The 14,643-nt window shown below is 48.7% G+C and carries 13 protein-coding genes; 3 read left to right on the plus strand and 10 right to left on the minus strand.

The window, feature by feature from the left end:
- The first annotated feature begins 47 nt into the window (after nucleotides 1-47).
- Nucleotides 48-1,472 carry a discoidin domain-containing protein gene (locus PCH02S_RS36180; RefSeq protein ID WP_164819420.1) on the plus strand — a complete coding sequence of 475 codons (1,425 nt, stop codon included), beginning with the start codon at nucleotides 48-50 and terminating at the stop codon, nucleotides 1,470-1,472.
- Between the two features lie 271 nt (nucleotides 1,473-1,743).
- Here PCH02S_RS36180 and PCH02S_RS03330 read toward each other — a convergent pair whose 3' ends face one another.
- The 6 genes from PCH02S_RS03330 to PCH02S_RS03355 all read right to left on the minus strand — a co-directional run bounded on the left by PCH02S_RS03330 (nucleotide 1,744) and on the right by PCH02S_RS03355 (nucleotide 7,634).
- Complete coding sequence (locus PCH02S_RS03330) at nucleotides 1,744-2,721, minus strand: ROK family protein (RefSeq protein ID WP_127450060.1); 978 nt, start codon at nucleotides 2,719-2,721, stop codon at nucleotides 1,744-1,746.
- A gap of 16 nt (nucleotides 2,722-2,737) precedes the next feature.
- Complete coding sequence (locus tag PCH02S_RS03335) at nucleotides 2,738-3,421, minus strand: N-acetylmannosamine-6-phosphate 2-epimerase (protein ID WP_246068931.1); 684 nt, start codon at nucleotides 3,419-3,421, stop codon at nucleotides 2,738-2,740.
- On the minus strand, nucleotides 3,418-4,344 hold the full coding sequence (locus PCH02S_RS03340) for a dihydrodipicolinate synthase family protein (protein WP_127450062.1): 927 nt from the start codon (nucleotides 4,342-4,344) through the stop codon (nucleotides 3,418-3,420). The genes PCH02S_RS03335 and PCH02S_RS03340 overlap by 4 nt, the downstream gene beginning before the upstream one ends.
- A gap of 29 nt (nucleotides 4,345-4,373) precedes the next feature.
- On the minus strand, nucleotides 4,374-5,267 hold the full coding sequence (locus PCH02S_RS03345; RefSeq protein WP_127450064.1) for a carbohydrate ABC transporter permease: 894 nt from the start codon (nucleotides 5,265-5,267) through the stop codon (nucleotides 4,374-4,376).
- Nucleotides 5,268-5,276: 9 nt separating this feature from the next.
- Nucleotides 5,277-6,173 carry a carbohydrate ABC transporter permease gene (locus tag PCH02S_RS03350; RefSeq protein WP_127450066.1) on the minus strand — a complete coding sequence of 299 codons (897 nt, stop codon included), beginning with the start codon at nucleotides 6,171-6,173 and terminating at the stop codon, nucleotides 5,277-5,279.
- A gap of 75 nt (nucleotides 6,174-6,248) precedes the next feature.
- Nucleotides 6,249-7,634 carry an ABC transporter substrate-binding protein gene (locus tag PCH02S_RS03355; protein ID WP_127450068.1) on the minus strand — a complete coding sequence of 462 codons (1,386 nt, stop codon included), beginning with the start codon at nucleotides 7,632-7,634 and terminating at the stop codon, nucleotides 6,249-6,251.
- A 220-nt stretch (nucleotides 7,635-7,854) separates the two neighbouring features.
- Here PCH02S_RS03355 and PCH02S_RS03360 point away from each other — a divergent pair, with 220 nt between their 5' ends.
- Together PCH02S_RS03360 and PCH02S_RS03365 are read left to right on the plus strand one after the other, a co-directional pair.
- A complete protein-coding gene (locus PCH02S_RS03360) occupies nucleotides 7,855-9,498 on the plus strand; it encodes a response regulator (RefSeq protein WP_127450070.1) in 1,644 nt (547 codons plus the stop codon).
- On the plus strand, nucleotides 9,499-11,313 hold the full coding sequence (locus PCH02S_RS03365) for a cache domain-containing sensor histidine kinase (protein ID WP_127450072.1): 1,815 nt from the start codon (nucleotides 9,499-9,501) through the stop codon (nucleotides 11,311-11,313). It begins immediately after the preceding gene.
- A gap of 36 nt (nucleotides 11,314-11,349) precedes the next feature.
- On the opposite strand, the gene PCH02S_RS03370 is transcribed toward PCH02S_RS03365, so the two are convergent.
- From PCH02S_RS03370 to PCH02S_RS03385, 4 genes are all read right to left on the minus strand, one after another.
- Nucleotides 11,350-12,144, minus strand: coding sequence for a sporulation protein (locus PCH02S_RS03370; protein ID WP_127450074.1), 795 nt, complete (start codon nucleotides 12,142-12,144; stop codon nucleotides 11,350-11,352).
- Nucleotides 12,145-12,146: 2 nt separating this feature from the next.
- Entirely contained in the window at nucleotides 12,147-12,905 is a 759-nt protein-coding gene (locus tag PCH02S_RS03375) for an AAA family ATPase (RefSeq protein WP_127450076.1), read from the minus strand.
- Nucleotides 12,906-12,928: 23 nt separating this feature from the next.
- Nucleotides 12,929-13,345, minus strand: coding sequence for a pentapeptide repeat-containing protein (locus PCH02S_RS03380; protein WP_246068932.1), 417 nt, complete (start codon nucleotides 13,343-13,345; stop codon nucleotides 12,929-12,931).
- Nucleotides 13,346-13,436: 91 nt separating this feature from the next.
- Entirely contained in the window at nucleotides 13,437-14,639 is a 1,203-nt protein-coding gene (locus tag PCH02S_RS03385) for an enolase C-terminal domain-like protein (protein ID WP_127450078.1), read from the minus strand.
- Nucleotides 14,640-14,643: the final 4 nt, after the last annotated feature.

Genomic DNA, 14,643 nt, shown 5'->3' on the forward strand with positions numbered 1-14,643 from the left:
TTTTTTGTTGTAAGCGATTACATATAGTTGAAAGGTGGTATGAAATAATGACTTATTTTTCAATGAGGACAACCAACCTATCCAACGTTCTGAGAAGGAGATCGTCCCGACTGCTGCTCGTTTCAACGCTAGTAGCTGCGTTTGCACTGCCGGCACAAGCTGGTGCGGCAACAGTTAACTGCAGTTCAGCTTCGTGCCTGACAACCGCACTGGCGAATGCCGCCCCCGGCGACAGGATCATTCTTGCCGCAGGCACTTACACAGGCAATTTTGTGTCAGGTGTAAACGGCACGGCAGCGAATCCGATCACCATTGAAAGCGCCAGCGCCACTAACAAAGCTGTATTGAATGGCGGAGGAACTTCCAGTGGCTACACGCTTTATCTGACTGGTGATTACACCCAAGTGAAAAACTTGAAGATTACCAACGCCAAAAAAGGCATTATGATCGACAATGCCAACTACGGCTTAATCGATGGCGTCGAAGTGTATAATATTGGCGAAGAAGGCGTTCATTACCGCGATGGAAGCTCCAATAACGTCATTCAAAACTCAAGCGTGCATGATACCGGACAAGTTACTGCCGATTATGGCGAAGGCCTTTATGTGGGTTCTGATGTCGGTAAATGGGAAACGTACGTCAAGGAAGCGGATAACAATCGCATTACGAATGTAACGATTGGGCCGAACGTAACAGCGGAATCCGTTGACATCAAAGAAGGCACGACGGGCACCATCGTAGAGAACAGCACCTTCAACGGTACTGGTATCAGCGGTGCCAATGCGGCCGACAGCTTCATGGATGTCAAGGGCAATAATTCCATCATTCGCAATAACGTCGTAAACCGCAATGGCAACGCCATTATCGTCGACGCCTTTCAGGTGCATGAACGTTCACCAGGTTGGGGTTATAACAATGACTTTTACAACAATACAGCCAATTTGGATAATGCTACTCCTAATGTCGTGCTGGTGAATGGCGGTTCTGCAAAAGCCTGCAATAATACCCGCACGCCTGCGGGGAACATGTATACCGCCGGCGTTACAACTTATACATCCTGCACGGGCGGGTCGCCGACGCCATCCCTTCTGACGGTTTCAACCGTTAGCGATAGCGGCAATGACGGGAATGTCCCCACGAATACGCTGGACAACAACTTAAGCACACGCTGGTCCTCGCAAGGTGATGGTCAATGGATTAAATACGATTTGGGCGCCAGCAAAACCGTCGCCTATGCTTCAATCGCCTTTCATCAAGGCGACATTCGCACGACAACCTTCGATGTCCAGATTTCATCGGACAATACGAATTGGACATCGCTGCTAACGAATAAAATCAGCACCACAACCCTATCGCAAGTGACCTATGACTTCACGGATACGGCGGGTCGCTATATCCGCATCGTCGGTCACGGCAATTCATCCGGCAACGGGTGGAACTCCATAACGGAAGTTGATTTTTACGGTAATTAGGTAACTCAAAAAGCCGTCTCGGATCGTAGTTCTTAAACGGAGTTCTTTAACGCCGATGCTTACAGCTATTCAGCGCGAGAAAGCCGCTTATGCTCAAATAACGGGAGTTGCTCCCGTTGTTTGAGCTGAAAGTAGCAGGGTTGGCCCAACTATCGACGATTTAGATGAAGTGTCTACCGCTAAACTATTTCCAGCCACGGAACGGCACAGATTAGCGTTAGCAATTCCATCTATTTCGTGTGGAGGACTAAATAATCAACGGCATTCAATCCTATGAAGTCGCAGGATCCGAATACTCCCACACCTGCAAAGCAGCCCCAATCATCCCGCTCCAGTTCCCACGATAAGCCCTCTGGATCCTGACCCCATCATGCATGGACGGCATGGTTCTGGCAGCCACCTCTTTCCTTATGGCATCCAGGAATCTATCGCCAGCTTCAGCAACGCCGCCGCCAATAATGATCAACTCCGGGTTAAAGATATGAACAAGCGACGCCAGCGCCGAGCCGAGGACTGCAATCGTTTCCTCCATGACTTCCGATGCCACACAGTCGCCAGACTGCCAGCGCGAGAAAACCTCCCGCGAATCAATCGCAACCGGAGCCTCACCCGCTGCAACCAGCTTCTGCATCATTCTGTTAGCAATATTGGTACCTGACGCATATTGCTCCAGGCACCCTCTTCCCCCGCATAAGCAAGGGGCTCCGTTCCAATCCACCGAGAGATGGCCTAATTCCCCGCCTGCACCCCAGCAGCCATGCACAAGATGGCCATCAACAACAACGGCGCCGCCGACTCCCGTCCCCAGCGCCAAGCATAGGAAATGACGAACTCCTTTGCCTGCGCCAAGGTGTTTCTCCGTCAAAGCCAAGACATTCACGTCGTTGTCCACTGTGACGGGCAGCTGAAACCGCGCCTGCAGCAGCACCTTGAGCGGTGTCCCGGCGTAGCCCGGGAGCAGTTCGGAGGCGGACCGAACTTGCCCGGACGCCCAGTCGATTTGTCCTGCGCTGCCAACACCGATTCCTTTATATCGGCAGCCAGGTTTGACAGCCTCAACCTCGGTGAGCAAGCGCTGAATCGTCTGCGTAACACGGGTCATCGTATTCAAACGCCCTGCCAACGTTGGCAAACTAACTGTAAACAACACCTCGCCACTAGAGCTGACCACGCCCGCATTCATTTTCGTGCCGCCGATGTCAACGCCGATGGCATAGTCCGAATGGGGATCAAATAGGACTGATTCCATAACTTCTCCCCCTGCCCTATCGCCGGCTCATCGCCTTGATATAACGAGCCGTAATCAGTTGTGGCCGGGTAATCGCGCTGCCGACAACGACGTTGGCCGCTCCGCATTCCAGCGCTTTCACCGCCTCTTCCGGCGTCCAAATCCGCCCTTCAGCGACAACAGGAATCTTGACCGCCTCGCTTAGCTGCCGCAGCAGCTCAAAATCCGGTTCATCCGACTGCCGGCTGTAAGAGGTATACCCCGAAAGCGTGGTGCCGATCAAATCCACACCAAGACGCTCTGCAGCAATTCCCTCTTCCAGCGTGGAAATATCCGCCATGACCGCAGCACCCATCTTGTGGGCTAGAGCAATCAATGGTTTCACGGCTTCCAGACGGCCCTCGCGATCCGTCACATCAAGCGCCACGACGTCCGCACCGGCCAAGACAATTGCTTGCACTTCATTTATTGTAGGCGTAATAAAAATATCCGAGCCGGCGATATCGCGTTTGATAAGGCCAATAACCGGCACAGACACTTCCTGCTTAATGGCCAAAATGTCAAACACGCCATTCGTCCGGATGCCGACAGCGCCTGCTTCCACAGCTGCTCTGGCCATCTTGGCCATCGTATCTCCACCCCGCAGCGGTTCATGAGGCAGCGCCTGGCAAGATACGATCAAGCCTTTTGCAGGGAACAGCTCACCTGATCTCTGTGTCACAGCCCTTCTCCTTTCACTTGCGCAGCAAAACCTAGAATTCGCTCGTTCAAGGCATGAATACGGGGCAAATCCGTTTCCGCAACCGGCAGCAGCGGCATTCTCGGCTCACCTGTGTCATAGCCACGCAGCTTCAAAATCGCTTTGCAGGCGCCATACAAGGATGGGAATGACAATAACTCCACGATCAGTGCATTCACAATAAACTGCCATTTCAATGCCTCCGCCATCTTTCCTTGCGCATAACAATTCTCAATGTGGAGGAAAAGCTCCGGCATTACGCCGTATGTTCCGCCAATCCCACCGTCTGCGCCAATGCTTCTGCCGGCCAAATATTGTTCATCCGGTCCGTTAAGAACAAGGAAATCTTCGCCCCCGGCCGCTTTGAACTGCTGCAGCTCGAATGTACTCTCTGCGGAGATTTTGACGCCGATGACTTTTTCTTGGGCTGCCATTTTGGACAGCAGGCCTACGGATAGCTGAAAGCCCGTCGTTTGCGGGATATGATAGATGATAAAAGGCAGATCCGTGCTGTCGATGATCGCCTGCCAATGCGCCTCTACGCTTGGTGCCGACAATCGGTAATAAATGGCCGGAACAGCGGAAACCGCGTGCGCTCCAATTGTCTCCGCATGAATGGCAAGCTCCACGCTATCACGCGTAGCAGGTGCACCGACATGCGCGATGACTGTCAGTTCATCCCCGACTTCGCTGATAACAGCTTCCAGCATCAGCTTGCGTTCAATCACAGATTGCAGCATACCTTCGCCGGAACTGCCGCCTACATACAAGCCTTTGACGCCTGAATCGGCGTAATACCTCGCTAAACGGCGAGCTGCTGCCAAATCAATTTCACCCGAAACATCGTAACAAGAATACATCGCAATTATAATCCCTCTAAAACTATCTAAATTGTAGGATTTCATGCTGCATTTACCTCCGGTTTTGTCTTTATTTATCCTTTTACGGCACCCATTGTAATGCCCTGTGTGAATGCTTTTTGGAACACCAGGAAAATGGCAATCATAGGAACGGAGGCAAGTGCAGCCCCGGCCATAAGTACACCGTAATTCGTCATAAACTCGCTCTGCGTCGTCATCATAGAGACACCTAACGGCAATGTCATCATCGTCGTCGAGCGGATCATAATGAGCTGGCTGAAATAATCGTTCCATGATGCTATGAATGTGAAGATGGCAAGCGCACCGAGTGCGGGTTTGAGCAAGGGTAAAATAATCGTGGAGAACAAGCGGATTTCCGAACAACCGTCCATCTTGGCCGCTTCCATCAATTCTCCTGGAATGGTCTGAGCGAACTGCTTCATTAGGAACACACCGAATGGCCAGCCGATCGCCGGCAAAATAAGCCCATAATAAGTATTAACCCAACCAAAATCCGCCAACATCGTAAAAAGCGGAACGAGAATAACTTGCTTCGGCAGCGCCATCGCCGCGATGAACAGCGTAAAAATGATTCTCCGTCCAGGGAAAAGCTTCTTCGCAAGCACGTAGCCGGCCGTCGAAGAAACGAGGCAAACCGCAATCATTTCCACGATAGTGATGATGAAGCTGTTCAGCGTCCAACGCCAAATCGGGTTCTTAAACAATTCAAGCCAATTGCTGAGCGTCGGTTGAAGCGGAAACCATTCAGGAGGTATCGCTGTGGCGACCGTCTGAATTTTGAATGCGCCGGTCATGATCCAATAGAAGGGAAAAATGAACACAATCGTAGAAAGAATTAAAAGCACGGTGGAGACCACTTTCGTCGGCGTCCATGTACGTTTTTTTCCGGTGTATCGTTGTTTTCTGACACTGCCGGTGTGTGCGTGCACATGTGTATTTGCTGTCATGATGACCTCCTAGTACTCAACATCGCTGCCAAAATATTTGAATTGAATCACGGATATGATGCCAATTACGATCGCCAATATAATGCCCATGGCGGAAGCAAGGCCGAAATGCCCGAGCATAAAAGCTTGCTCGTACACGCCATACATAACCGTCGATGTGCTGTAAACGGGACCTCCCGAGGTTAGCAATTGAATTAAAGCGAAACACTGGAATGTGTTAATCGTCGTAATGACAATCACATATAGATTCGTCGGCATGAGCATCGGCCATACGATTTTGGAGAAAATTTGCCACGGAGTTGCACGATCAATCTCCGCTGCTTCAATATAGGAGGTAGGAATGTTACCCAACGAAGCGACATACAAAATGATGGGCTGTCCGACAGACGTTGTAATCAAAACAGCAATGATCGCGAGCAGCGCAGTTCTTGTATCGCCTAACCACGATATCGGATCGAAACCGAATAAACCGATGATATAATTCAAAATTCCGTAGTTGGGATGATAAATCCAGCCCCATACGACTGTAATACTGACAACCGAGGATACGGCAGGCAAGTAAAATACACCACGGAAAAACGACCTGGAAAACTCTTTCATTTTATAAATATTGACGGCTACAAAAATGGAAAATACGATGACGATCGGCACCGCAATAACAACCAACAAAATCGTATTTCGCATGGACTTAAGAAATGTTTCGTTATGCATCAAGGAAACGTAGTTATCTAAGCCAATAAAATCAAAAGTTCTCAAAGAATAATCGAAAAAGCTGATGTAAATACCTTTTAGCATCGGATATGCGACAAAAATCAGAAAAAATCCAAACGCTGGAAGTAAAAAGAGATAGCTCATCAGCCAGTCGCGCAGGACCATATTTCTCGATTTGCTAACCGTTGCTTCCATTCCTTTTTCCCCATTTCTCGTGTTTAGTGGAGGAGCAGCGCCGCTTGCTGCGCTGCCCCTCCTGCTTATTGCTGCTTATTTTTGAACTTGCGCTTTCGCTTTGGCAATGGCCTCATTGGCTTTGGCCGCAAAGGCGTCCAGCGCCTCTTTCCCCGTTGCCGTTCCTGTCAATGCGCGCTGCAGCTCAGGGAACCAGAACGTGCGGATTTCCGCATAACCGTCTGCAATAGTCGGAGGATCTGTGATAAATTGACGCGCCAAGTCCGCGTATTTATACTCAGGGTCGTCATACAAGCCGGTTACCGACGTACGTGCGGACAGACCACCGGTCTGAATGACGTTCTTTTTGCCCCAAACGGGATCATTGACAACGAAATCGATAAATTTCTTGGAAGCTGCAATTTTGTCAGCATTACCGTTGTTGAAAATCGCGAGCCCCCCAAGGAACGGCTCAAGCTTAGGTTTCGAACCATCCAACGTCGGGAATGGAAGCAAAATATCCTCGAACGGCACTTTTTTATTCGCTACATTTTGCGCTTTCAATACCGGCGAATAGTTCAGGGTAAAGGCCAGCTTTCCTTGTAAAAACAAGTCATTGACGTCAGACGCCGCCAGCGAGGCTGCTCCCGCTACGCTGATCTTGTCTTTGGTGGCTTTGACCACCCAATCCAGCGCCTTGCCGGCATTTTCGGTATTGATGGCAACTTTCGAGTTATCCTCAGACAGGAATCTTGAAACCCCCATGTTAGCCAAATAGGCGCGAGTGCCCTGATCACCTGCTGTGCTTTTTGCGAAGAAGCCCGTTGGAATCATATCTGGCGCTTTCTCTTTCACAGCCTGCAGTGCCTTTTCGTATTCCGCTACCGTCCACGTTCTGTCCGGTCTGTTTAGTGGAAGCAGATCGAGCGCGCCGATTTTCTCAAATACGGTTTTGTTCACAGCCATCATGAACGGCCCCGTATTCAGCGGATACATGACGATCTGATCGCCGACGGTCGATTGCTTCCAGAAAGCCGGTGCAATGTCATTTTTAACTTCCGGGGTCACCATGTCGTTTAATGGCGCGAGCAATTTCTTTTTGCCCCAATCGATAATGCGTCCTGGAGCATCATAGATAACGTCAGGCGCCGTGTTGGACGCAATCGCAACATTCAGCTTTTGCGGTCCTCCATCGAACGTAATCATTTCCAGATTAACTTTTATTTCCGGATACTTTTGATTAAATGCAGCAATGATTTGTTTCTCGTATTTGCCGACTTCACCATCCAACGTTTGGAAGTTGGGAAAGTTCCACCATGTAATTTCGACAGGCTTAGCTGCCGCTTGAGTCGCTGCAGGCTTTGACGCGTCCGGCGTTGAGGCCGGTTTACTTACCTCGGAATTACTGGTGCATGCAACCAATTGGGATCCTACTAGCGCTACGCCTAAAACGGTCATCAGCCCTTTTTTCATTGCTCTCATCTAAGTACCCCCATTATCGTTATAGGAACGAATGATTTCGCTTTCATTCCTTGCTTTAAGCATAAAACATATCCATCCATGGCAAAATCCCACTGGTTTTACATCTATGGTCGTATTCTGACCTATTTGCTTTTCGATCTTTTTCAAACACGTTTTGTAGCGATTTTAGTATATAATTTAGAAAAAGAACAGAGCAGGCCATAATCTTTCGGGGGATCTTATGTATAAACTACTCATTGTCGAGGATGAGCCACTCATTCGCACAGGCATCAAGCATTATTTTAACTGGCAGGATCTTGAGGTCTCCCATATTGTAGAAGCGGACAACGGCAAAACTGGCCTAACAATGGCCTTGCAAGAGAAACCTCATCTCATCATTACGGATATCCGCATGCCGGAGATGGATGGGCTTGAGATGATTGAGCAATTGCGCCCCCAGCTCCCGGATACGGTGTTTGTCATTTTGACAGGATTCAATGAATTTGCCTATGCGCAGCAAGCCATACGGTTGGGCGGCGTTCATGCCTTTTTGCTTAAACCGCTCGAATATGAAAAAAGTCTGGCCACAATCCAAAGCTGTCTACAAGAAATTGTAGCTAGGCAGAAGAAGCGGGAAACCCACTCCGAGCTCATCCATGAAAGCAAGCTGTCCAAGGGCAGCGAATGGGTTCAGCTTTTGCTGGAGGAACCTGATCTCGCTGTGGCCCAAGAGGGAAAGCTGCAGCAGCTCTTTGAATTTCAAAGCGACCACTATGGGTATGCCCCTTTTGTTATCTCGTGGTTACCTATGAAAACAGCTGCTCCTCTTGCCAAAAATAGCATCAAGCAGATGGCGGCCACTTGGATCGATGATACGATTTCGTCGCTGTATTCGACTGAAACGGCACGTCAAATTATTACCTATATGTATAGATCGAAGATATACGGGATTGCAATTTTAAATAACCCCTATGCGGAGGTCGATCAAAGACTTGCTATTCAACAACAGGAGCGTTTGTTGAAGCAGGCCGGAGATGAGAGTCAAACTTCTATATTTATGGCCATCGGGGAACCAACAGACAAGCTGCCTGAATTAGGCCATTTGCTGCACCAGACGGATAAAGCATTATGGCAGCGTTATTATGAAACGGGCCGGCACGTGTTTCTTGCAGCCGTTGGCGAGACGGCACATGCAAGCAAATCATCCGCCATTCATTTGGATGATCAAGATAAAAAACAGCTCTATGCCTGCTTGGAAAGCGCTAATGCAGAGGAAATCAAAAAACTCTTGCACCGATTTGAGAAGGACAATCTAGCACATATGCCGCAGATGGCGCCTGCACGTTGGCTGGCCTTTTTGCAGGAACTCATCGGCGTTTGCATACCGTTTGCCAACAAAAACAGCATCCCGTTTGAAAGCGTCTACAGTGACAAGCTGTTAAGCCTTGCCTTTGTGGATGATTTCTCAACATTCGAGGCTCTTTTTGAATGGCTCGGCGATTGGATGGCGCAGCTCGGAACCTTATCACGGGATGGCTCGCTATCGGACCAGCAGCAGGACGTGCTTATTTTTGAGCACATCGCCTCTTTCATTAGACAGAACATTGCGGAAGATGTGACGCTGCAAATGGTCGCCGACCGCTTTTTCTACAACCCTTCCTACTTAAGCCGCCTGTTTAAAAGAAAATTAGATAAAAATTACATGCGGTTTGTCACGGAAATCCGAATAACCTATGCTCAGGAGCTGTTAAAGAGGCCTGACTTATTAGTAACGGACATCTGTACGATGTGCGGGTACAAAAGCTACAAACATTTCGTCAAAACCTTTGGGATCATCGCCCAAATGACACCCACCGAATACCGAAAAAAATGGGGTTGGTCCTAAATGTTGAAATGGCGGATGAAGCACGTCAACCAGCAAATTTTTGTGCTGATGATCCTGATTATTACAATTCCTTTGTTAATCATTTCCGTTATCATCTACTTATTTTCCATACAAGCCGTCAAAAACGAATATCAAAGCAGCTCCAACTTAATTCTTACGAATTTGTCCTTCAACATTGATCAGTACTTGCAAAGTATCGAAAAAGGCACGCTGAACGCACAAATGGACGGACAGCTGCAAGGAGCGTTGGAGCATTGGACCCTAGCTGGCGAGGACAGCGGCAACGATCAGATGATTGTATACGGCAACATTATCGAGCATTTTATCAGCTCTATCGAGATGACGATCAAAAACGTGGACAGCGTTCAAATTTACGCAGGATCAAGAATGTTTTACTCGATGAATTTCAATCGTTCCGACTACGATGTGAAGGATTTTACGCATGAAGACTGGTATATCCAGACACAGCAGAAAGCAGGCGGAATCGTACTTTTCGGCGCGCATCTTCCTTTTCATCGGGTCAACGCCAAAGAATCGGTTATTTCCATCGCCAGAGTCATTAACAAAGTAGGCAGCAAACAGCCTATCGGTGTCATGCTCATTGACATTCGTCTGGATTCTCTAAGGGAAATTTTGAAGCTATCGGAGGATCGGAAGCGGAATTTCATCATTATTGATGATAAAGGCGGCGTGATTTACAATTCCAACCGCAATCAGTCGATAAGCGATTTGTCGGCAACGCTCAAGGAGCAAGCCATTCAATCCGTGCTGGGTAACGAAACGGGGAGTTTTTATGCCAATTTCTCTGGCGTTGACTCGTATATTAACTTTGTAACTTCTTCGTACTCCGGTTGGAAAGTCATTCAATATATCGATGAGAAAGAAATGACCAAGCAAGCCGATATTTTGATTAAAATAGTTCTGACCTTAGCCTTCCTCTCCCTGGGCACAGCGCTTCTCTTCATGTTTATCCTGTCCGCGCGTGTGACCAAACCGATCATTCTGCTTAGCAGGCAAGTTAAATTGGTCGGGTTAGGGAAATTCGACGTTGATTTAAGCAGCGACCGTCAGGATGAATTCGGTGTGCTGTATCAGGGCATCCGTAAAATGGTGGAAGATCTGCAAAACTATATCGAGCGCTCGGCCACGGCGATGGTACAGCAAAAAATTGCTCAATTCGGCGCGTTAAAAAGCCAAATTAATCCCCATTTTCTCGCCAATGTGCTCGAGTCCATCCAAATGAAAGCCGTCATTAACGGACAGCGGGAAATTAGTGAGATGGTCGGCATGATCGGCCGTCTGTTCCGCATTCAGATCCAGACTGGCAAAGAAACCGTATCCTTGCGTGAAGAGCTTGAGCATATACGGTTATATGTGAAAATTCAGCAGCTCCGCTTCGGTGATAAAATCCAGTATTCCGAGAAGCTTGCGGAAGAGAGCGCCGAACTGCAAGTCATTCACTTCTCCCTCCAGCCGCTCGTCGAAAATGCGATCGTGCACGGGCTGGAGCGGTTAAGCGGGCCAGGTTTGCTTGAAGTGTCCACGGTCAAATCCGGCAATGATATGCTCATCATGATCAAAGACAATGGTGTTGGCATGGACGAAGAAAAGCTGCAACAGCTGCAATTAAGACTCGCGCAGCCTTCCAGTCCGTTAGACGAGGCTCATATCGGAATTAAAAATGTTCATGATCGTATCTGTTTCTACTTCGGCGAACAATACGGCCTGACCTTGTACAGCCAAACAGGGCAAGGTACGACGGTGATCATTCGCCTTCCGATGAAACAAAAGGGACTGTTTCGAAAGATCACATGATCTTTTGAGACAGTCCCTTTCGTGCATGCGTGCGTGTTACCGATCCAGCAAATCGTCAAAAATGCCCCGGAACTGATCCGCCATGGATTCAGCACCTTCCTCAAGCTCATCTACGCTGAAGAAGAAACGGTGATGGGACTCATCCGTATCCAGCATATCCGATAAAAGGCCGCCAAAACCACGCGTTCTGCGGTCAAATTCCAGGAGGACTTCGACCCCGTTCTCATCCGGGTAGAAAACAAGCTCCAGCTCATCCACTGAGCTGCGGTATTCCCCATTTTGATATGGTACAAATTCGAAATTTTGGATAAATGGCAGATGATAATTGCGCTGCGGATAATATTCGTTCTCTGCTTTATGCAAATGAAAACCGAGTTCCTCCAACGCTTCAAAAATAACCGACGTGTACGGGTGAGCCAACACTTCGATAAGATCACGATCGGAAGGATCAACCGCGTTGTCCACATCCATACCTGTACGGATCCATATCGGGCTCACGCCAATTGAAATAGGCGTCTCATGCGGCAGCACGAAATGAAAAGGAATTTCCACCGATTCTCCGGGTTCAAAAACAAAGCTTTCACCTAACAGAATATTGGCGATCACAACCGTTTCTCTGTTCATCCGATTCGCATCGTTATTCGCCGGCTTGAGGTATTCCGTCATGATCTGAAAATAAATTCTATCCACTTTCTGCTCAACACTGCCGCCTTTGGCAACGATGACTCCTTCTACAAGCTCCCCGGGAACGAAAGTCTCCGTATGGAATTGCGTATCGATTTCAATGTTGCCAATTCCTACTTTAGCCATCATTTTCTTAAAAAAAGACATAATTATTCCTCCGCTTCATCCTCATCAAAAAGCGCCCGAAAATACCGCTCCCGATGATTCAAGAAATCTCTCGTTAAATTGAAATGATCCGTATCTTCATACGAGATTGGCTCGATGGCGGTTTCAGTAAACTGCAAAATTTGCGCGCCTGGATACGCCATGATGATCGGGGAATGCGTAGCTATAATAAATTGCGCCTGACCTGATTTCTCCAATTCCCGAATCATACTGAGAAAAGCCAGTTGATTCTGCGGCGAAAGCGCCGACTCGGGCTCATCCAGCAGATATAAACCTTTTCGCCCGAACCGGTTCCGGAAAAAGGTCAAAAAAGCTTGGCCATGCGACTGCTCATTCAGGGATTTGCCGCCATATGGGGCGTAAGCTTGAAATCCAATATACGGATCTTTCGCCAGCTCATCGATATATCCGGCAAACGTATCAAAGGTTTCCGCACGGAAAAAGAGTCCATGGCTGACTTTGGGCAGCCACGATAATCTCATGATATTCGCCAGCGATTCATCATCTTTTTCTTTCTTGATCGTTAAATCCCGGCCTCCGACCACACTAAAGCCGCAGGAGACTCCGATCGCCTCCAGCAGCGTTGACTTCCCCGAACCATTATTTCCGATAAAAAAGGTGACATTCGAGCGGAATCTGAGTTCATCGATTTGGCGAATGGGCCTAATGTTAAACGGAAATGCCGCTTGATCCGCTTCGGACAACTCGGACCAATTCAAGGTAATTCGCTGTAAAAATGGCATTCGTGCCTCCTGCTGCACATGACTTATTGATTTGCTGAATAGTTCTTGAGTAAATCTTCAACAAGAATGCCATTGATTTTCATGCCCCTGAGTTCACAATCTGTAAGCTCGGCATCCGTCAAATCACAGTTGGCTATCTTGGTATTGGCTAGTTTGCATTTTGTAAATGAGGTGTCAACCAGATGAACATGTTCGATCTGAGCGTTGTTGAAATTGGCATTCTGAATGCTCGTATTCGAAAGGTTGATGTTCGAAAACTTTGTTTTCTGCATATTGATGTCATCTAATACCATGCCGCTCATATTCGCATTATGAATCTTTGTGTTGGCAAGATTCACATCGTCAAAAACAAGCTCCTCCGCTTTCACTTTTTCAAATTTTGAACCCGTGATATCCGCCATCTGCAGATTCAATTTCTCCGTTTTCAAATTCAAGCTCATCAACCTCACCTTTTCAGCAGATTCATATACATGGACATCTAATAGAGTGCTCACATTTAACTTTACACGAAAATGGTTCTCAGGCAAACTCTTACGGCCGAATGGCCGTTCCATCCGGGATTCGAGCCAGTGTCCAAGCCGGCAGCTTGTCATGACAAGGATACCGTGCAGCTTTGCTCTCGTCTAGGTCAATGCCAAGTCCTGGCTTATCGTTTATGTAGACATAGCCGTTCCGAACTTCCGGAGATCCGGGAAATACTTCTCTCGCCTGCTCGGAATATTCGGTCCATTCCTGTATGCCGAAATTCGGACTGGCCAAATCCAGATGAATATTAGCTGCTGCACCTACGGGAGAAAGATCCCCCGGTCCGTGCCACGCCGTCCGCACGCCAAAAGCTTCGCAAAGCGTGGCCAGCTTTCTAGCCGGCGTCAAGCCGCCGATGGCACTGATGTGGCAGCGGATAAAATCAATGAGCCGCCGTGAAATAAGCGGCATCCATTCCGCCGGATGGACGAACAGCTCCCCCATCGCAAGCGGTGTGGCACACTGGCTGCGCAGATTTTCAAACCAATCGAGCTGCTCAGGAGGCAGCGCATCTTCGAGGAAGAAAAGCCTGTACGGCTCGAGCTGCTTCGCCAACCGGACAGCCTCAATTGGCACAAGCCGCTCATGGATGTCATGAAGCAGCTCGATCTCGCCGCCCAGCTGCAGGCGCATATGCTCGAAGAGCTGAACCACGCTGCGCGAATAAGCCTGCGGGTCAAAATAAACGCCGGGCTGTGCGTTCTCCGGCGAATGCAGTTGATGGCCGCGACCGCCGTAACCGCCCATCTGGCAGCGCAAGTAGCGGTAGCCCTGCTCGATGAAAGCGCGAACATGATGTTCGACTTCCTGCGGATCGCGTCCATCTGCATGGCGGTAGACCGCCGCCGCTTCGCGGCATTTGCCGCCAAGCAGATCATACACGGGCATATTCGCCAGCTTGCCCTTAATGTCCCACAGCGCCATATCGACGCCGGCGATGGCATTATTCAGTACAGGTCCGTTGCGCCAATAGGAACTGACCATGGAGGTTTGCCATATGTCTTCGATACGGCGCGGATCTTTACCCACAAGAAACGGCTTCAAGTATTGCTCCACAGCATTAGCAACAGTCAGATGCCGCTGCGTGAACGTAGCACAGCCGATGCCATACAAGCCTGGTTCGGTCGTTTCTACTTTTACAACAACAAGATTAATACCATCCGGAGCGGTCAAGATTACGCGTACATCGCGAATTTGTAAATGCGACACTCTC

The organism is Paenibacillus chondroitinus NBRC 15376 (assembly GCF_004000765.1).
Classification (GTDB): domain Bacteria; phylum Bacillota; class Bacilli; order Paenibacillales; family NBRC-103111; genus Paenibacillus_E; species Paenibacillus_E chondroitinus.